This window comes from Streptomyces sp. Y2F8-2, from assembly GCF_014905555.1.
GTDB classification, from domain to species: Bacteria; Actinomycetota; Actinomycetes; order Streptomycetales; family Streptomycetaceae; genus Streptomyces; species Streptomyces cynarae.
In genome coordinates, this window is record NZ_BNGS01000011.1 from 324,586 (window position 1) to 343,289 (window position 18,704).

At 63.9% G+C, this 18,704-nt stretch carries 17 protein-coding genes; 15 read left to right on the forward strand and 2 right to left on the reverse strand.

Features of this window, described 5'->3' with window-relative positions; genetic code table 11:
• Positions 1–35: 35 nt before the first annotated feature.
• From SY2F82_RS32265 to SY2F82_RS32305, 9 genes are all read left to right on the forward strand, one after another.
• Complete coding sequence (locus SY2F82_RS32265; protein ID WP_200422696.1) at positions 36–1,589, forward strand: hypothetical protein; 1,554 nt, start codon at positions 36–38, stop codon at positions 1,587–1,589.
• Positions 1,590–1,676: 87 nt separating this feature from the next.
• On the forward strand, positions 1,677–3,026 hold the full coding sequence (gene mycP / locus SY2F82_RS32270) for a type VII secretion-associated serine protease mycosin (protein ID WP_236041908.1): 1,350 nt from the start codon (positions 1,677–1,679) through the stop codon (positions 3,024–3,026).
• A 1,394-nt stretch (positions 3,027–4,420) separates the two neighbouring features.
• On the forward strand, positions 4,421–4,759 hold the full coding sequence (locus tag SY2F82_RS32275; protein ID WP_236041909.1) for a hypothetical protein: 339 nt from the start codon (positions 4,421–4,423) through the stop codon (positions 4,757–4,759).
• Entirely contained in the window at positions 4,756–5,880 is a 1,125-nt protein-coding gene (locus SY2F82_RS32280) for a WXG100 family type VII secretion target (protein ID WP_200422698.1), read from the forward strand. The genes SY2F82_RS32275 and SY2F82_RS32280 overlap by 4 nt, the downstream gene beginning before the upstream one ends.
• A gap of 77 nt (positions 5,881–5,957) precedes the next feature.
• Positions 5,958–7,298 (forward strand): hypothetical protein, encoded by a 1,341-nt coding sequence (locus SY2F82_RS32285; RefSeq protein WP_200422699.1) that lies wholly within the window; start codon positions 5,958–5,960, stop codon positions 7,296–7,298.
• Positions 7,299–7,626: 328 nt separating this feature from the next.
• Complete coding sequence (locus SY2F82_RS32290; RefSeq protein ID WP_200422700.1) at positions 7,627–8,202, forward strand: hypothetical protein; 576 nt, start codon at positions 7,627–7,629, stop codon at positions 8,200–8,202.
• Between the two features lie 670 nt (positions 8,203–8,872).
• On the forward strand, positions 8,873–9,565 hold the full coding sequence (locus tag SY2F82_RS32295; protein ID WP_200422701.1) for a hypothetical protein: 693 nt from the start codon (positions 8,873–8,875) through the stop codon (positions 9,563–9,565).
• An 8-nt stretch (positions 9,566–9,573) separates the two neighbouring features.
• Positions 9,574–10,773, forward strand: coding sequence for a S8 family serine peptidase (locus SY2F82_RS32300; RefSeq protein ID WP_236041910.1), 1,200 nt, complete (start codon positions 9,574–9,576; stop codon positions 10,771–10,773).
• Positions 10,774–10,996: 223 nt separating this feature from the next.
• Complete coding sequence (locus tag SY2F82_RS32305) at positions 10,997–11,587, forward strand: hypothetical protein (protein ID WP_200422702.1); 591 nt, start codon at positions 10,997–10,999, stop codon at positions 11,585–11,587.
• A 6-nt stretch (positions 11,588–11,593) separates the two neighbouring features.
• On the opposite strand, the gene SY2F82_RS32310 is transcribed toward SY2F82_RS32305, so the two are convergent.
• Together SY2F82_RS32310 and SY2F82_RS32315 are read right to left on the reverse strand one after the other, a co-directional pair.
• Positions 11,594–12,235, reverse strand: a complete 642-nt coding sequence (locus tag SY2F82_RS32310; RefSeq protein WP_200422703.1) for a hypothetical protein — start codon at positions 12,233–12,235, stop codon at positions 11,594–11,596.
• 121 nt (positions 12,236–12,356) lie between these two features.
• On the reverse strand, positions 12,357–12,674 hold the full coding sequence (locus tag SY2F82_RS32315) for a type VII secretion target (RefSeq protein WP_200422704.1): 318 nt from the start codon (positions 12,672–12,674) through the stop codon (positions 12,357–12,359).
• 85 nt (positions 12,675–12,759) lie between these two features.
• On the opposite strand from SY2F82_RS32315, the gene SY2F82_RS32320 reads away from it, so the two are divergent.
• From SY2F82_RS32320 to SY2F82_RS32345, 6 genes are all read left to right on the forward strand, one after another.
• A complete protein-coding gene (locus SY2F82_RS32320) occupies positions 12,760–13,158 on the forward strand; it encodes a hypothetical protein (protein WP_200422705.1) in 399 nt (132 codons plus the stop codon).
• A gap of 872 nt (positions 13,159–14,030) precedes the next feature.
• Complete coding sequence (locus SY2F82_RS32325) at positions 14,031–14,336, forward strand: hypothetical protein (RefSeq protein ID WP_200422706.1); 306 nt, start codon at positions 14,031–14,033, stop codon at positions 14,334–14,336.
• Between the two features lie 5 nt (positions 14,337–14,341).
• Positions 14,342–15,634: a hypothetical protein gene (locus SY2F82_RS32330; RefSeq protein ID WP_200422707.1), complete on the forward strand. Its 1,293-nt coding sequence runs from the start codon at positions 14,342–14,344 to the stop codon at positions 15,632–15,634.
• Complete coding sequence (locus SY2F82_RS32335) at positions 15,631–16,371, forward strand: hypothetical protein (RefSeq protein WP_200422708.1); 741 nt, start codon at positions 15,631–15,633, stop codon at positions 16,369–16,371. The genes SY2F82_RS32330 and SY2F82_RS32335 overlap by 4 nt, the downstream gene beginning before the upstream one ends.
• A 4-nt stretch (positions 16,372–16,375) precedes the next feature.
• Positions 16,376–16,990, forward strand: coding sequence for a hypothetical protein (locus tag SY2F82_RS32340; RefSeq protein ID WP_200422709.1), 615 nt, complete (start codon positions 16,376–16,378; stop codon positions 16,988–16,990).
• A gap of 459 nt (positions 16,991–17,449) precedes the next feature.
• Entirely contained in the window at positions 17,450–18,595 is a 1,146-nt protein-coding gene (locus tag SY2F82_RS32345; RefSeq protein WP_200422710.1) for a hypothetical protein, read from the forward strand.
• Positions 18,596–18,704: the final 109 nt, after the last annotated feature.

Below are 18,704 nucleotides of genomic sequence, written 5' to 3' on the forward strand. Positions count from 1 at the left end.
GAGTTCGGCAAAAACACTGACGAGGGGAGTGAGCCGTGGCTGATCGTTATCAGGACACCCCGGCCGGCATGCAGGCCCAGCAGAAGCGGGAAAAGGAAGAGAAGGCAGAGAAGAAGGAAGAGCATGACCGTCTAATTGAGTCCGACACGGTCAAACGCCATGGCAAGGCCATCGACCGCAAGGCCTTCAAGACGGACTTCATGGAGTACTCGGTCAACGGCCTGCGCAAGATGATCCTGGACTCCGATCCCGGAACAATCTCGACGGTTGGCGATCACTGGAAGAGCGTTCATCAGATCCTTTCCGGCGGTGACGGCGACGGCAAGGCCGGTGCCGTGGACACGGAATCGGCCAAGGGCAGCATCGCCGGGGACCTCCAAAAGGCCGTAGACGACGTCCTCGAACACTGGGAAGGTCAGGCCGCCGAAGCCTTTAAGCGCAGGGCTGGCGAGATCGGTGTCCAGATTCGGAATGGAGCTGCGTACGCCAACTTCACGGCAGAGCAACTTTTTGCGATCAGCACCGACCTCGATAGCGCCAAGACCAGGATGCAGGACATCCACGAACCGTCCAAGCTCGAGAGCGCCGGCGACAAAATGAACGACGACGGTCGCGACGACGCCCAGGCGATGAAGGACCTGGCCGCGGGCGCCAGCGCCGACACCGTCGCCAAGGCGAACGAGAAGAACCTGTCGCTGGGGATGGAGCGAAAGCTGCAGGCGGTTGCTGTGATGGAGGAGCTGGCGACCAACTACAAGGTTTATACGCAGAATCTTAACAAAAACAAGTGGGTTGACCAAAACGAAAGAAGCGTCAGTCCGCCGAACAACAACGTGGCAATGCCTCCGCCAATCTCAATCCCGAGCGCTTCGCCGGGGGGACCCAGTGCGGGTCGGGTGGCTAACAAGCCGTGGAGCGCAGGCCCAACTACAAGTATCAAGCCGGCCCCTGCGGTGCCTCGTGACCCGGGCATCGCCGGAGGTTCGCAGCTCCCGACAGCCAAGTCGTCAGAGCTCCCGACGGCCAGGACGAACGTGGACAGTATCTCCCCCGGCTTGACTGGGAATGGTCCCAGCACGGGCATTGGCGGAGCAAGCGTCGGTGCTGGTGGCGGCCTCGGTACTGGTGGTGCACAGAGCGCAGGCATCAGGGTGCCTGGTGGGGCTGCGGGCCTTGCGGGCAGTTCCGCTGGCGGGATCGGAGCTGTAGCCGGACGCGGTGGTTTGGCTGGTGGCGCGGCAACAGGCCGCGGTACAGCAGGCCGAGCCGGTATGGGTGGCATGAGTGGCGGAGCCGGCGCAGCTGGCCGAGGCGGTGCCAGCGCTGGCGGTCGTGGAGCCCTCGCGAGAGCCCGTGGTGGAGTGGTCGGTGCGGCCAAGGGCGCTGGCAAGGGTGCCGGCGGCGGGGCAGGCCTGCACGGCAGCCGAGGCGGAACGCAGGCCGGCGCAGCCGGCGGAGCGGGCGGCAAGGGTCGACGGTCCGAGAAGGGGAATGCCCAGGGCGACCGTCCCGACTACTTGGTCGAGGACGAAGAGACCTGGATTTCGGAAGAGGACCGCAACCGCAACGTGCCGCGGACCATCGAGTAAGTACGCAAGAGGGGCCAGACGGAAAGTCGCCGTCTGCCCAGGTGTGAAGGCTGGGGCACCAGCCAAGTCTGAGTGAGGAGCAAGGAATTGGGTTTCAAGCGAGTCTGGTCCACGACAGGTGTCGTGGCACTGACGGGAGCCTTGCTCCTCACTTCGGCTCCTACTGCCTCAGCGGACTACGTCCGAGACAAGCAGTGGGTCATTGACGTCATCGATTTCAAGAAAGTCTGGACAGAGTCACAGGGGCAAGGGGTCACGGTTGCTGTCGTCGATAGTGGAGTGGACGGTAATCACCCTGACCTGACTGGACAGGTGTTGAAGGGGAAGGACTTCACTGGGGGGAGTGGCGGAGACGCCCAAGACGACACTGATGGTCATGGCACCGGCATGGCAAGTCTCATTGCTGGCCATGGGCACGGAGCAAACAATTCTGCAGGCGTGATCGGTTTGGCGCCCAAGGCCAAGATTCTGCCGATTAAGACCGGAGATGACGGCGCAGGTGAGGGATGGCCATCTGGGGTTCGGTATGCAGTGGATCACGGAGCATCGGTAATCAACCTGTCATTTGTTGATTCCTCTGCCCGTCCCGGATCGGAAGCGGCAAAGGCTATCAAGTATGCTCAGCAGCACGACGCTGTTGTCGTGGCCGGTGCGGGAAATGACGGAAACGCCGGCTTGGATTATCCAGCAAAACTCCCCGGCGTGGTGGCGGTGAGTGCTGTTGATGAGTCTTTGAAGATCTGGTCTGACTCCAATTACGGTGACGGAGTGACATTGGCTGCTCCAGGAGTGAACATTGTCCGGGCGGACACGGGTCATTCCAATGGCTATGCAGAAGCTGATGGTACTTCCGACGCAACCGCATACGTCTCCGCCACGGCAGCACTCATCCGCGCCAAGTACCCCAACCTGACCGCAGGCCAGGTCATCAACCGCCTAATCAAGTCGGCAACCTTCCTCAATCAGGATGTCAAGAAGGCGCCAGACGAGAAGTACGGCTACGGCATCATCCGCCCGTACAAGGCATTGACGATGAATATCCCCGCCGGCCCCAAAGAAGGCCCTCTCGCCCAGGCCTCGCCTTCCACGTCCACTCAGTCCGGCAGCGCCTCGAAGGGTAACGACGGCACGATTCCGGCCAAGGAAGAGAAGAAGTCCTCCTCTGGCAGCATCTTCCTCATCGCCGGCATCGCAGCCGTCGTGGTTGTCATCGCGATCGTCTTCGCGGTAATCCGCAGCCGTCGCAACCGAGGTAACGGCGGCCCCGGCTCCGGCGGCGGGGTCCCCCCTCAGGGTACGGGCTATCCGCCTCCGTACCCGACGGGCCACCAGCCGTACCCCAACGCAGCCCCCAACCAGGGATATCCCGCGCCTCCAGGACAGAACGCGCAGCACCCCAACCCCTACGCCCAGCAGCCGCCGCACCAAGGGCAGTAGAAGCAGCACACGGTCCAGCAGCCGTGGAGGAATCCTGGAAGTTCAGGCAACCATGCTTGGGCAACAGCCTGGATTTGCCCGGACTTCGGCTAATGGTTCAGGTACACGCGAGTCGTAAGCATTCCATGGCGCTCTCCAGGATTGGCGACCCAGAGCTGGGTGGCAGCTGGTTCTGGGCTCTCTTGCCTGCGCGCCGTATGCGTGGTGATGGCAGCGTTGCTGCAACGCTCGTCAGGGAGATTGGCCGCCGCTTGCAGGAGTGACTACCGCTGTGTGTGCTGAAGTGGCCGAAAGAACTCAGGAGTGGATCGGCCGGATCCGCTGGCCGACGGCATGTCGGCGAAAACGACAGCTTAGTGAACCACCCCTAGAGCAAGAAGGGATCTCCTCAATGGGTGCCATCGTCCTTCTCGTCGGTGTTATCTGCATGGGAGTCGTACTTGCCGCCGTCGCCGTCCTCTTTGCGGTAACCCGCGGCCGCTCCAGCATCGGGAACGGTGGCTCACATACGCAGAACACGGCTTATTCACCTCAGCAGGCGACGTACCCGACGGCCCAACAGTCATTCCTCACGGCACCCCCCGACCAGGGATACGGGCGCCCTGCTTCTCCTATACAGCCGCCACAGCACCCCAACCCATACGCCGAATAGAAGAACCTTGGAAGTCACAGCAGACACTATTCATGGTGCGCGACCCCCGAAGTCCCCAGTGACCTCGCGCGTTCGCTACGCCACTCAGTGGTTGTGGTTCCCCGTATTAGGGGTGTCTGGCTTGCGCCGTACGCCATCGTGCTCTGCTTGTATCTGGCTTTTCTTCCTTTCTGTGTGGTGTGGGATCTCGATCCCCCAGGGATGCCCGGAAGCGGGCGTCGTTTTCGCTGGCGGCGGCGTATGTGGCTGGATCGCAAGCGGGTGGTGCGGGAAATTTCGACTGACCTACCTTGGTTGGAGGACCAATTGAGGGGGCTGTTCAACGGCAGGACACCGATTCTGCTGGGGCGGCAAAGCAGCGGAACGCTGTGGCGGCACCGGGACGGGCGGGTAGAGATTCACAACAGCTACTTCCGTCAGTTGGGGGCGACACGAGCTCTACAGGTGGCTCGTGAGTACGGTTACTTGCCGACTTCCGATGGAACAAGAGATCTCCCCGGGTGGCTCATCTTGCGCCGGGCTGATGGCTTGGGGGAGTTGGATCGGGTGGTCCGGTAAGGACTGATCGGGGAGGCCTCTCAGGTCGACGGTCGCCCCACCACAAAAGCCACCACGCTCGCAAGAGATGACCAGCGCAGCATCCCGACCCTGACATACAAACGACCTCACACTCAGGCCAGTAGCCGGTTCCGTTCATCGCTCGCGGCCGGCATCACTCTCATCATCAAGATCAGGACAGTAGATGGCTGACGATGGTACCTCGTATTACGAACCCGGAGCGGGAAGGGAACTGGCCCGCAAGTTTGAGCTGCAGGCATATGACTTGAGGGCCTACCTCAAGGAATTCCAGGAGAAGACAGGTGAAGAGGCGATCACTGACGGATTCGGCGTCCTGACTGAGTCCGCGGAGGTCACGTCCGCCTATATCGCTTACTCCTCGGACGTTGCCAGCGCCATGAAGGTTGTGCATGAGCACCTGGACAAGATTGCAGATGCCTTGCGTAAGGTGAACAGGAACACCGAGGTCACCGACAATGATCTGGCTGTCCTCTTCGGGAAGCACTCGGAGAGTGACCGGTGAGCGGCGACGAGTCGGCGGCTGAAGAGATCATCGAACTCGGTATCGAGGTCATCAATCCCGGTGGTCGCCCGGAAGACTTGGAAACAGCAGCCAAGGCGTGGCGTAAGCTGCAATCCGATGTCGAGGGCCTCATCAAGGACCTGGACAAGGAAGTCAAGAGAACGGTCGGACATACGTGGCGTGGCGAGGCGGCGAATGCTTTCGAGGCCCATTGGGAGGAATTCGCTGCTGCCGTACTGGACGCCACAAAAGACTTTGACGAGGCTGCCAAAGGTCTTGAGGATGCCGCCAAGTGTATTCGTGAGGTAAACGAGGAAGTCCACGAAATCTACTTGGAGATTGGGATCTCCATTGGTGTCTCGGTAGGTATGTCATTCCTTACCCTGGGTGTGTCAGCCGCCGCTGGGACAGCGCGAGTCACCATGTTGGTTACCAGGGCTTTGGAAGCTGCGGGTCGGATGGGCAGGCTCCTGCGGTTGATCGCGACCGCATTCGAGAAGCTCTACAACATGGGCAAAGTGGGGAGGCTCCTTACTGAGGGAGTGCTCAACTGGGCTGGTGGCACCGTGGGTGGCATGGTTACCAGTCAGCTGAGCGGTAAGGGCTGGGAAGTCGGGACCAACATGATCGGCGGCTTGGCTGGTGCGACCGTTGGCACTGCCGCCGGCAAGGCCGTGAACGCGCTGGGCGCAGGCGATATTGTCGGCGGCATGGTGAGCGGTGCGGCTGGAGGGGTCTCCGGAGACTACCTGGACTCTCTACGCAAGGGTGAGGACTTCGACATCAGACAAGAAGTCGTCACCGCTGTCACCGGAGGGGCTGCCGGAGGACTCGGTGGCGGGGCAAGGGCGGTGGACAGGGGCTTTGACGACATGGCTCGAGGTCTGAAAAACGACAGTGACTTCGCCTACAACGTGGATCGTCCAGAGCACCAGCAGGCAGGAATTGACGCCGCCTTCGGCGGTTCTACTCCCGTAGCGGGAGGAGTTTCCGCCAACACGGCGAAGGACGGGTTCGGTGACGTGGACAAGAGCGCAGGACAAGCTCAGAAAGCCGCCAAGCGGGGCGTCGAGGGGAACCACCAGTCGGCAACGGATCGGATTCGCGAGGATTTCGGCTAGTGCTGACGGGGAGTCGTTCAGTGGGCGTCACAGGATCTCGCACGACTGAGACACTTTGTGCTGGCCTAGGTTGCTTGGTGGTCACTTTTGTGCCAGTGCTATGGCTGTTTTCCAGGGAACCGGACCTCCGCCGGAAAGCGATTCTGGTGGCCTTGGGTTGTACGCTGGTCTGCCTGCTATTGCTCGCTGCGCGCCAGCGGCGCGCAGGGGGTTGGCAGCCATTCAGTGAGGTCGTCGCGGCAGAGCTCTCTGAGACGGTGCAGGCGAATTGGTCCAGCGCCACCGATTCGGCCGATTTGCCACGTGTCCTACCGTCACGAAGAAGGCAGCAGCAGCGAACCCTTCTATGGGGTGTGGGCGTCTGTACGGCGATTATCGGCATTGTTGCGCTGGCAGCAGGGATGCCGCAACGGTCAGAACTGGTCCAGCGTCTCTATGATGCTGGCGCTGAGTTTTCATTGGTGCCAGTGGAAAAAGTAAGTGATGTGCGCCAACTTTCACGCAGCGGTAAGGACCCCTATGTAGCAACTGTAGTGGTTCAGCTGCCTGATGCCACAAAAGGTGAATCCGTACACGCCACCGTTAGAGCAGAAACATACGATCGCTTGAACGTTGGTGATCGTGTGGAAGTCCTCTATGCCCCGAGTGAGCCACGATTGGGAGCTGTGGCGGGAGATGACCGCAAACTAGGAACGGAACTGCGTGGGGAAGTGATGCCGGCGTATCTCCGGTGGGGCTGCATTACTTTGTGGATCCTCGGCGTTTCGGTCGTGTTGAACGCTGTTTCGAGGAAGCACGGATTTCGCGCATTCTCCCGATTGAGTGATCGAGACAAGGCCGTTCGAGGGCGGTACGTCAGGACTGGTAAGTACCATCACGAGCGTGCCGGGGGGCGCGGGGAGCCGAGCAACGGCAAATACCTTGAGATCCAGACTGATGCTGGGTGGATACACTTCCTAACGGACATTTCCGATTATGGATTGCCAACGGAAATGGAGGGTCAGCCGCTTTGGCTGTGCTGGGATGCCCGGCGGGGATCGCAGGCTCGGCGTTTCTCTGCGGAGAGGACGCCGGCTGCGCTGGTCTTCGACAGCGATTGGGTGATTCACGGAATGCTGAATGTCGACGGGGTAAAGACGTTGAGAAACGTCGGTTCCTCTGTTGAAAAGCTCAGTTCTTCTGTGCAGAGGAATCACCTTCTCAGGCTATTCGATCCGCGCGCCAAGTGGCCACTGTCCATTTCTCCCTTGTTTCTCGGTCTCTGTTTCGTGGCCACTGTCTGCGCTGCAGTACTGACGCTTGATCTGGATATTATGTGGCGTTGGGTAGCTGGAGGTGTCGGCGTGCTCAGCGTAGTTGCAGGGGCCAGCCCGTATGTGAGTCTTTCCCCCGAAATGGCCAAGTCGGGGACGCAATGAAATGTGTTGGCAGCGGGCGCCAGCTCAAAGCTCGTGGTGGCCTGACTCGCGGGCAGCGCTGCGGGCCGCCCGTGGCGAAGGGCATGCGTCTGCAGGAGCCGGGCGGAGTCGGCTTCTTCTCCGAGAGCGGTGAGCCGCTCCGCGATTGTCTCGCAGCCGGTTGCGAGCGACACGGGTCGAGTCACTTCTGTCAGGGCACGTCTCAGCTTGGGAGCGACTTTGGATGGCGCCGGCCGGAGTGGTGGCCCTCCAATCGTGTCACCCACCCCCCCGCGCGACGCCTCTGACGAGGCCAGATCACGAAAGGCTGCTGGAGTACTGGCTCCCCATGACCATCTCTCCTACCCGAGGCCCCGTCACCCGGGTGATCCTCTGGATTTGCGGCGTCATCGCCGCGTTCGTCGCCGCCTTCTGGGCGGTCACCGCGACCACCGATCTCGCTCTTTCCGCGGGCTTCTACGGCACGCCAGGCACCTACAGGGTGGAGAGGTGCTACGACACGAACGACAGCCGTAAGAACTCTGACATCTCCTGCTACGGGAAATTCATTCCGGAGGGTGGCAGCGCCGACGATGCCGTCTATGTCCACCTCGAGGACACCGGGCATGACTACCCGGACGGCACCGAGTTCGACGCACGGCAGGGGCTTGACCCGCAGACGATTCAGCGAGCCGGGATCAAGGGTGTCGTGGGGGAGCTGTGGCAGGTCGGGTTTGCTGCGGCCGCTCTCTGCTGGCTGGCGTACCTGGTGATCAGGCCCCCCAAGTTGGGCAAGGCGCATCGGAGCCGGGATACTTCGCGGCGCGAGAAGGTGGCCCAGCGAATGGGCTTCGGTACCGTCGGTTGCCTCGTTGTCGGTGTCCTGGGCTGGATCGCCAACCTGCTGGAGTCGATTGCTTCTTAGCCGCAGTGGTCGTACTCCGCCGCCCCATGATGTAGCAGTCCAGTGAGTGGATGTCGATCACACGGGCGGCGTGCGCGCGATCGGCGGTGATGCTGGGCAAGTGCGACTGCTGCGGCCTAGCGGTAGCACCGGCTCGGTCAGATGGAGTCGTCGCATTGGGCATGATCGGTCAGGGTCTTCAACGAGATCGTTATATGAGCTCTACGGAGCTGAAGATACTTGCGTCTGCGAAGGTCATAAGCTGTCGTGAGATTCGCGAGGGCGCCAAGAGGTATGCGACAGGCTGTAGTTGGGCCTCGTAGCAATCTGGGGTGCGAGTCGGTTGAGATGTGGGCTCTGTCACGTGAGGCCCGACTCGCCCAGCGTGCTTCCTCGCAGATTGGCCTGTGAGAGGGAACCCATGTCTTACCCCACGCCGCCCGGAGGCGGTAATCCGTATGGGCAGCCGCCCCCGCAGAGTGGTTGGCAGCAGCAATGGCAGGGAGCGAGTCCTGCGCCGCCGATGCCGACGGCACCTCCAGGGGTGAACCCGGCCGGCATTTCCGCTCAGCCGGGGCCATCTCAGCACGGGGCCTACTATCCGGTTGGGAGTCCTGTGTCCGGGACGCCACCAGTCCCCCCTTCGGGTGGAGGCCGTACTGTCCGACAGGTCTTCGGGGGTCTGCTCGGCGTGTTCGGCGTACTCGGCATGCTGGGCGGCGGAGCGCTGGCAGCTCATGCGTACAACAACCATCAGCAGCAGGTGCCCAACTCCGAGGCATACGGGCCGGTGCTTTGGCGGAACGAGACCGCCGAGAACCTTTTCCCGGCGACCGTCGGCGACGCGTCCGGCTACGGCAAGGTGTCGGACAAGAAGGCGGCGCAGTGGAACCGGATGGGCATCTCCCAGGACACCTCGTGCGCCGAAGGGCTCAGCGGGGAGACCAAGGAGAGGGCTGAGAAGCTCGGGTGCAAGGCCGTGCTGCGGGCTACGTACGTCGATCTCAGCGGTGAGATGGTCGCCACGGTCGCCATCATCGTGCTGCCCCCAGGAACCGCAGCGCAGGAGATGGGCGAGTACCTCCACGACCAGGAGAGCGAAGATGTTCCTGACGCTGCCGTGGTGCCGCTGAAAGTTCCGGGGACGCTCGCGGCGAAGTGGCAGGCGAACCGGCGCAACGGTATGGGCGGGACCGGTCTGGGCGACAACTCCCCCTATGCCATCGCCGTCACCACCGGCGCGGTCGACGGCCGTACGACGGGCGACCTGCCCGGTGAATACGGCAAGTACGACGGGAACGGCCAGGACAAAATGCCCTGGATGGCTGAGGCCGACGCCCTCAGCAAGATCTTCTACTCCAACATCGGGGACCTGGAGAGGTGAGACCCGCAGTGAAGTTCGGGACCATGCGCGCGACCGGCACCGCGGTTGCCCTCGCCGGTCTGATGTGCACCCTGGCCACAGGGCCCGCACAGGCTGCGAGTACGCCAGTTGGTTGGGAAGGGCAGGCACTCAGCCTGTCGGCAGCGCAGCGGCTTAGCCAGGGCCAGGGAGTGACTGTCGCGGTGCTCGACAGTGGCGTGGACGTCGACCATCCAGCGCTGAAAGGCAAAGTGACCACCGGGCCCGACTACCGCCAGGACGGGCTGGAGCCGGGGGACTCGAAGTGGGGGCAGCACGGGACCGCCATGGCCTCTGACGTCCTCAAGGTGGCCCCGAAGGCCAAAATCCTCTCTGTGCGCGTCACCTCCGACAAGGACTCTCCGGAGGCTGGTGAGAAGGAGCAGGAAGAAGCCATGAAGCAGGGCCAGGGCCGGGTCGCCAAAGGCATTCGGTACGCGGTCGACCACGGAGCCGACGTGATCTCCATGTCGTTCGGCAGTAATGACACGTTCCTGAGCTTTGACGCCGAAGAGACCCGGGCCGTGGCCTATGCCCTGCGCGCGGGGGTGACGTTGCTCGCCTCGGCCGGCAATGACGGCGACGGGCTCAACGCTGCCCAGTACCCCTCTGGTTACGCGGGCGTGATCTCGGTGGCCGCCACCAAACCCGGCAACGGGCATGCCGATTTCTCCACGGTGCATACCTACAACGACGTGGCTGCACCTGGCGTGGGCATCACGAGCGCCACGAACACCGGCGGCTACGAGACGGTCGATGGCACCTCGCCGGCCTGTGCACTGGCCGCCGGTGTCGTGGCCCTCATGCACGCGAAGAACCCGAAGCTGACCCCGGCCCAAGCGAACGACATCCTGAGCGCAACCGCCCATCACCCCGCGGGTGGAGGCAGCGCCTTGCTCGGCTACGGACCGATCAACGCGGCCGCAGCGGTGAAGGCCGCTGCCTCGCCCCCCAAGGACACCACGGCTCCGGTGGCGTACAAAGGCAAGGTGCACCTGGCGGCTCCGGACGGCACACCGAAGACCAAGAACGCGCCGCTGGAGCAGGGGCTGTGGATGACGGGTCTGGCCGCTGCCGGCGGGGGTTTGGTGTTCCTGATCGGCGGTGCACTACTTGCAATGTGGGGCCGGCGCAAGCACTCGGCTGTGGCAGCTGGCATGCACCAGCCTCAGGGGGCTTTCCGGGGCTGAACCCTCGGCCGAACAGCAACGCTCCTGGTGGGCGGAAGTCCGTTCTTGGCCTTCCGCCCACGGGTTCTCCACACCCGGACTGCTCGCCGGGCCGGCGTCTTGGTTTACTTGGGCCGTATGGCAGAGGGCGACACGGTCGGTGCAGTGTGAAGTCGGTGCCGAGGGACGGCACGAGGTGCGACCGTGAGCTGGTCGAGAAGTACGACATGGGAGAGGGCACGTAGTGACGCAGCCGGAATTGACGCCGCTCGCACCGATCACGACGCTCCCCCAACCTGGCGTCATGGGCCGTGCTCTCGGGGGACTGTTCTTCGCTGTCGCTCTGGTGATCTTCGGGGTCGGGCTTTACAACGCGTCCCACGCGGCCGGCGTCGTCGGCACCCATGGCACTCTGACCGTGGAGCGCTGTTGGGTCAAACAAGGTAGCCGCAGCTCCGGCGACACCACGGTATGCGGGGGGACCTTCAGGTCCGACGACGGCAAGGTCATCGACGATCAGGCGAGCATCCGGGCGAAGGTGAAACCGGGTAACAGGGTTTCCGTGCAGCAGGCTGGGGGCGGCTACGTGAAGGTCGGCTTCGGTGAGACGACCCGGTGGATCGCCATGTTCTTCCTCGGCTGGCTTGTGGCGGCGTTCGGCATGGCGTTCGCCGCCACAGGCATGTTCCCCCGCAGCGGGATGCAAGTGGCCCTGATCACCCGGGCGGTGTCAGGAACCAGGGTCGGCATGGTGCGAAAGTGGTTCGTTCGCGGAGGCCTGGCCGGTGCTGGTGTCTGCCTCCTCCTGACACTGCTGGCCTGGCTCCTGAGCTGAGGGCGGCTACACCGCGGGATTGTCATAGCTCTTCCCTGGCTCGGGAAAGCTGTTCAGGGCGACGCTGAGCCTGCCGACCACCAACCCGCTGGCGGTCGTGGCCACATCCACGACTTGCTGGGCGGCACTGTACGCTTCGGTGATACGCCCCCACGTCTTGATCATTTCGGCGATTTCCAGAGCAGCAGCCGCATAGCCCACGACGGCACCCACACCCGTCTCGGCCAGCAGTGTGCCCGCCGCGAGCTCGACCTCCGCGATGATTGCCTCATCCGCCAGTTGTTCAAGGAGGCCCTTGATGAGGTCCGCGCCCCTGGCCACAGCGAGGCCGACCTCCTTGTAGGCGCTCTGAAGCTCCTTCAGGTCCCCGTCCAGGGAGTCGATCTTCTTCGCCAGCTCATTGAAGTAGACGTAGGCGGCATCGGCCGCATTGCCGTTCCACGTCGCGTCCAGCTCTCTGTTACCGGACTTCAGGTTCGTTGCTACGTCCTTGGCGAGCTTTCCGGTGTTTGCCCACATCTCACCGCACTTGACGTACGACTCCCAGTCACCGGTGAACCAGGCGATGGCTTCTTCCAAAGGATTGAAGCCGAAGACGAACTCAATCGTCGAGAGCGCCCATTCGCTGGGGCTGAGGAAGTCGCTCACCGTGCTGACAGTGTCACCGACAATTCCCTTGGAGAACTCCTCAGGCTGGCTTGGTGCCTTGAGGTGAGTGACAGGTTCGACAGCGTCCGTAAAACTCATGTGAGTGAGGTCTCCAGGTGCGTCAGCGCTTGCTCGGCGGGTAGGTGGCGTCGAGCTTTGACGCCTGGTCCTGGTCGGTTGTGCGGTAGTACTCTGCGGACTTCGACAGCTCCTTTGCGCTGGCAGTCAGGAGACCGTGAAGTCGGGTGACCACGTTGTTGACGCCGTCCATTGCCTGCGCATGCATGCCGGTCGCCCATAGGAACAGCCCCTGCCCGGTGACTGCCCCCATATCGCCGTACTTCTTGATGTACTCCTGCGCCTGATGTACGTCTTCAGCTGCACGCTCCACCTGGCGGCTGTACCCATCAAGATCATCCGGCTTGACCTCGAACGTCATTCCTCACCCCGTCAACATGCTTCCGCTCTACAGCCGCCAGCTACTCTAGCGCCCGTCCAGCAACCCCACGTGAGGAGCAGTGCGCATGGATGAACGCGAGGTCGGAGACGACGAATTCCTCGACATCGCCAAGGACCCGGCTCGGGCCCGGGCGTTGCGCAAGTCGCTGCAGAGGCTCGCGGGTAGCGGAGACGAAACCTTGCGGGAGATGGCCCGCGAAGTGCTGACCGGCAGGGTCGGGTTGCGCCAAGCGATGCGGACGGGAGCCTACCGGGAGGCGCTGCAAGAGAGCGCCACGCTGGGAAGGCGTGCGTACGAGCAGATGAGTGCTGAAGAGCGCCGGGCTGCAGAAGCCCAGGGCCAACGGCAATTGGACGAGTACCAGAAGGAGATCGACAGGGAGCAAGCTGAGCGGCAGGGGGAGCGAGGGACGGGCAAGAAGGGTGCGGCAGCCCGGCACCATAGCCGTGGCTGGCAGCTGTGAAGCATTCTGGGGGCAGGTGCGGGACTCCCACCGGTCGCGCGGCGAGGCGGGCTGGAAGCGGCTGGTAGGCCAGGCGCCGAGGTTGCCCACAAAGCCGATGAGCGGCTGCGGCGCCCGCCCGGCCGGTCCCGTACCCGCCGCCCTGCTCAGTGCCCGCAGCGGCACGCCCATCCTCGCTGCGGCGAACCGACCGAGGTCGACCGCAAGGTTTCCAGGTAGTCTCCCCAAGAGAGATCGAGCAACGGAGTTCTGGCGCTTCAGCGCGCGAAACGATGGCGCGCCGCTTGTCCTTCGTTTCCCTCGCCAGCCTGGCAATGGTGGTGTCGGACGGTGCAGGCGCCCTGCTGATCTGGCTGACGAGCCTGGCTGTCTGATCCGCCGACGTGTGGCTGCCATCCCGACCGAACGGATTCGTGCAAGCGGTTGACGCGCGAGCAACTACAGCGGTGGGCGGGCAACCGCGTGGATGATCGATTGCGTCCCTGACCTAATCCCTGTACGCGACAGCAAGCGCCGGACCGGCCCGTGCAGGGTTCAGTCACGTTGCGTCGAGCGTCTTCCGTGACCATCTGCAGTGATCGACCGTGCTGCAACAGGGGTGGGGTCCGCGCGATCGCCGACAGTGCTTCGCAGGTGGCGCCTGTTGAGGCGCGGGATCCGCCCCGCATGGTGGGAGGCCGGAACTGCGACGACCGGTTGAGTAACGGCTGGTGCCCAGTCGCGGGATCCGGGCGGTCCAGTCGGGGGGAGGTCGGCCCAAGCCAACTTGGCGGCTTTTGTGCGGAGTTGGTGCCGAGCCGTGGCATGATCGGTCGATTCAACTGCCCGTGTCGTTTGCCGATGCGACCGTCGACACGCAACAGGAGGCCTGCGTGGGTGACCACTTCAAGACCGACATTGATCAGCTCGCCGCTTTCACCAAGGACCTCAAGGAAGCCAACGACTGCCTTGAGCAGGTGCGGACCGCCCTGCAGCACGTGCGAGCCGACCAGATCGGGACGCCGGAGCTGGACGAGGCATGCGACACGTTCCAGGAGCGGTGGAAGTACGGCAACGAGCAGATCAAGGATCGCATCGCCAAGCTCACCGAAGGCCTCCAGAAGAATACGGACAACTACCGCGAAGTTGAAACCTCCCTGGAGGAGAGCTTCAAGCGCGCCGCGGCTGCGGGGAGGTGATTGCGATGGCACAGAATCCGTATGTGAACCTCGGGTGGAATCCCGTGCCGGGGGAGCCGGGGGAAGTCGAGAAGCTCCGCATCCAGCTCGTGAATTCGGCGAGCGCACTACAAACTGCGTACCAGAAGATCGACAGGCTGCTCGGCGAATCCAGCTTCTGGGAGGGCGACGCCGCTGTGGGCTTCCGCGAGGCCCTCGACGGTGACCTGCCGAAGTACATGAAGGACGCCCACAGGTCCCTGACTCTCGCTGCCGGCCACCTCGGCGCGTGGCACGGAGGCCTGACCGGCCGCAGGGAGTTGGCGCACAAGTATGACGCCGAGGCGGCCGACCACAAGGGTGAGCTGAAGGCTGCGAACTCCCGCCACGAGGCGGCCAAGCAGGATCCCGACCTGAAGCTCGCGGGGCAGACCTTTGAGGAAGGCCCTGAGCTGCAGGCCGCGCAGGCCCGCCTGAACGCAGCCACCGCCCGGCTCAACGACGCCGTCACGGCGGTCAACAAAGCGCAGGGCGCCCTCGACGACGTGATGCGCAAGGCGCGGGAACTGGAGGGGACACACGAGGCAGAGGCGCGGGACCTCGCGAAGAAGCTGCAGGACTCCACGAAGGACCTGGCGCCGGAGGAACCGGGGTGGCTCAGCAAGGCGCTGGGCTGGATCGGTGACAATCTCACCAACATTCTTGGTGTGCTTGGTGCGGTGGCAGGTTTGCTTGCGCTGTTGTGCACCGGGCCATTCGGGATTGCCATGCTGCTCGCCGCGGGTGCGCTGAGCGTGGCCACGATGGCATCAAGGCTCTCCGACCCACAGGTGCGGGCCTCGCTGAAGGACGGGTTCACCAAGGGTGAGTTCGACGCGGACTTCTGGGAGAACTCAGTGGGGCTCGCTGGTGACTTCCTTGGTGCAGTGCCGGGCATCGGGGCTGTGTCACGTGGCCTCAACGGCGCTGTCCAGTCGACGCGCTTCGCATCCGAGGCGGTGAGCACCGGGCAGTTCCTCGGGCGCTTCGCCGACGACACCGTCACCGCTGCCGGGAGGATCATGACCTCGGGTGCGAACCCCGTCGGAGACCTGGTTGTACGGGCCGTCGGCGGCGGCCAGGGGCTCAAGACGGCTATGGACTTCGCCTCACCGGTGGCCGGCGTCGGCACGGCCGGATTTGGACTCGCGGCCGACAACATCGACGGGCTGAACGACGGCAAGGGGGCGGCCACCGCGATCGACACGGGGAGGGCAGGCCTGTTCGACGGCCCTGCCGCGGCCAGTTTGATCGGCAACACAGTGAGGCTGTTCGGATGACGCAGAAGACCATGAACACCCCGCTACGGCTGGTAATAGATGACTCGGCCCGAGACCCGAGTGCGAAGATCTGGTACGCGCTGCCTGGTGGGTACGTCGACCTCCCACTCGACGCCCTTGACGCCGAGCCCGGCTCGGAGTACGAGGCGCAGCTCGACCACGTCATGGCGCTCATCGCCGACTGCGCGCCCGAGCCGGAACGCGAACGTTACGCGGGCGCGTTGCGTGACGTGCGGTACATGGTGCGACAGATGCAGCGCGAGGGCATCATCGGCTGCTCGCTCGGCATGCACCGCGCCGACGACGGTTCGTCGGCCGTCTCCGTGGTTACTGTGGCGCTGCGTGACATCGAATGGGCACCGCCCAAGCTCACGGTGGTCCGAGCGGTCTCACTACGAGAGTGCACAGAAAACGTCGCCTTATTGACCCTGCCGGGCGGTCGACCTGGTGCGGTGTCCGACACCATGGTCACCATGCCTGCCCTCGCCAGCATGCCCGCACAGGAGCTGTACCAGTGCAATCTTTACATCGCCGCGCCGTCGGGCGTACAGCTGGCCGTCCTTACGTTGAGCACCACGGCCGTCGGCTCTCGCAAGCACTATCGGGACCTGATGGAGGCGATCGCGTACACCGTGTCTTTCACCGACCCCATGCCCGGGATCGAGCGCGCCGCACGTGGCAATGACGACGGTAGCGGAGACGGCATCGCTGACCGCATCACCGCCGACTTTGGATGACGGCATGAACGTGAGCAAAAACTCGGGGGTTTACGAAGGCCCTGTCGCCTGGGAGGCTCCGGGCACCGCCCGTGCATTGGTGCGGTGGGTGGCACTGCAAGTGTCGAAGATCGTGGGCTGGTCCGCGCTGTGGTGGGCGTTGGTTGCCATTACGGTGGTCATGCTTCCCGTCTGGGCGGCCGCTTTCATGACCCTGCCGCTGGCAGTGACCGGATATCTGGTGGCCATGGCGGTACGACGCCTGAAGAAGGTCTGGTTGCTGCGACGTATCCTCACCGTTTACCCCTGGCAGCAGCAGCCGGACGCCGTGCGGCTCAAAGGAAAGTCCGCCGTCTTCGTCTTGCCTGATCCGGACCGCCCCGAGAAGACAGTGTCGCCCAAGGAGCCGGGCAACTTGTTGAAGCTGTGGGACCGCGTCGCGCGCAAAGGCTTCCAGGAGGAACTTTGGTACGCGGGCGACCCTCGGTTCGCCTGTGTGGTGGCCCGGCCGGGGCTGAAGTCGCTCAGTTACGTGGTCGATTCCGCCGCCTGGCATCCCCGAAGCTCCCCTCGCCGGAAAGGCGTCAGCCCCGAAGCCCGCCGCCGCGCCCGGGCCATCGGCGCGCGCGTCGCTGACTGACTTACGAGTCCACGGCAGCCTGCGCGGCTTTCTGAGGTGGGGGATCCGGCCTTCTAGCGGCCGCACCGGCTTATGTCTCGACAACGCCGTCGCCGAGAGGTGCTTCGCCTCCTTGGAGACCGAGATCATCGACCGACCGGCGTCGCCCATCGGGGGATCAGGGATGTCGGGTTCATCCGGGCGCGCTGAAGTCGTACGACAACGTCATCCAGGCCCAGGTTGAGCAGGTCGCGCGGATCTGGCCGAGGCTGGAGTCGGTGCCGCTCTCGTCGACCGACTTCGGCAAGCTGCCGAACGCACACAACCTTTACGAGGCGTAACGCGAGCACCTGCAGGCCGAGCACGACAACTTTGCCGACTTGCTCGAGATCCTTCGCGACACCTGTGAGGTCTCCAGGACACCGCGATGAACTACGAGGGTCAGGACGTGCACATCCAGGCCGCCTTCGGGGGCGGACAGTGAGCGGCGGCACTTTCCAACAGGTCGGCGACGCGTACAAGTGGACGCGGGACTTCGTCGACGAGCCGCTGATCCCACTGCCGAAGATCGAGAATCCCGTCGTGGACGGCTTGGACGTAGATCTGGACAGCCCTGTCAAGGCGGCGCTCGAGTCCACCGGGCTGATGGGCATGCTGGAGCAGGTCACCGGCAACCGGCTCAAGGACCTGGTCCGCTCCCCGTCGATGGAGAACCTCGGGGAGTTCGCGGCCGCCAGGGGCACCAAGGCCGTGTATGGCGCCGCAAAAGGCACCATCGCAGGCGGCATCGGGGCAGTCCTGGGTGCCGACGAGCGCCGTCACGGACGGACTGAACAAGGACCCCGCCATCGACGCCGTGACCGGTCAGTTCGACGGGCGCAAGAACGAGGCCCCGTATCGTGTGCCGAAGACACGGATCGAGGAGGACTTCGGATGAGTGCCGGCCAGTACGGTCCGCCACAGCCCGTCTTCGAGCCGCGCCTGTTCGGCGGCGGTTCCCCTGTGCCGTTGATCGCATTGTCGCTGCAGCCGCATGAGCGGCTGCTCGGCATCGTCGAAGTGAAGCTGAGCGATCTGATCCGCCGCCCCCTGCCTCGCGAGTTGCGGACTGGCAAGCAGTGGACGGGCACGCGGGGCGCGGTGGAGGGCGCCTTCGAAGGTGCCCTCTCGGCCGCGGATGCCGTCGAGAACCTCGACTTCGGCATCATCCGCAGGCTCCGACGTATCGTGCGCGGGGCCGGTCTCACGGGTGGATGGCAGAGCATGGCCGGCCAGTTCGCGATCGCTGTGCGCACCGGACCCGACACCTCGCGCACGGATTACGACAATGAGCGGGCGCTGATGGTCTTCACCGACCGCAGGATCCTGCTGATGTGCACGGTCTCCACCAAGAAGGTGCCCCTGTTCGGCAAGGTCCCGCCCGGAACGCCGCTCAGGGAGGCCCGGCGTCTGGGCGAGATCCTGCCGGGACAGCTCCGGAACGTCGTCATCCGGCACACATCGCTGTCGGAACGCGTGGACCTGCACTTCGCCGACGGCTCCATGGCTGCAGTCGAGGCGACCAAGGAGCAGGCCCGGGCTCTGGAGGCGCTGAGTCAGGGCATCGTCCCACCCCCGCGACGCTGATCCGGCGCACCGGAGCCCCAGTGGAAGCGGGGTGTGTCCTGGTGCAGACGCCGTCCAGTGGCCAGTGCCTTGCGAGGGCGAGAGTGGCACGCACCGGCGGCCGGTGTCC

Coding starts and splice junctions, on each gene's coding strand:
- SY2F82_RS32290 (WP_200422700.1), top strand. CDS start 7,627: ATGACCATCTCTCCTACCCGAGGCCCCGTCACCCGGGTGATCCTCTGG.
- SY2F82_RS32340 (WP_200422709.1), top strand. CDS start 16,376: ATGAACGTGAGCAAAAACTCGGGGGTTTACGAAGGCCCTGTCGCCTGG.
- SY2F82_RS32320 (WP_200422705.1), top strand. CDS start 12,760: ATGGATGAACGCGAGGTCGGAGACGACGAATTCCTCGACATCGCCAAG.
- SY2F82_RS32315 (WP_200422704.1), bottom strand. CDS start 12,674: ATGACGTTCGAGGTCAAGCCGGATGATCTTGATGGGTACAGCCGCCAG.
- SY2F82_RS32330 (WP_200422707.1), top strand. CDS start 14,342: ATGGCACAGAATCCGTATGTGAACCTCGGGTGGAATCCCGTGCCGGGG.
- SY2F82_RS32335 (WP_200422708.1), top strand. CDS start 15,631: ATGACGCAGAAGACCATGAACACCCCGCTACGGCTGGTAATAGATGAC.
- SY2F82_RS32275 (WP_236041909.1), top strand. CDS start 4,421: ATGGCTGACGATGGTACCTCGTATTACGAACCCGGAGCGGGAAGGGAA.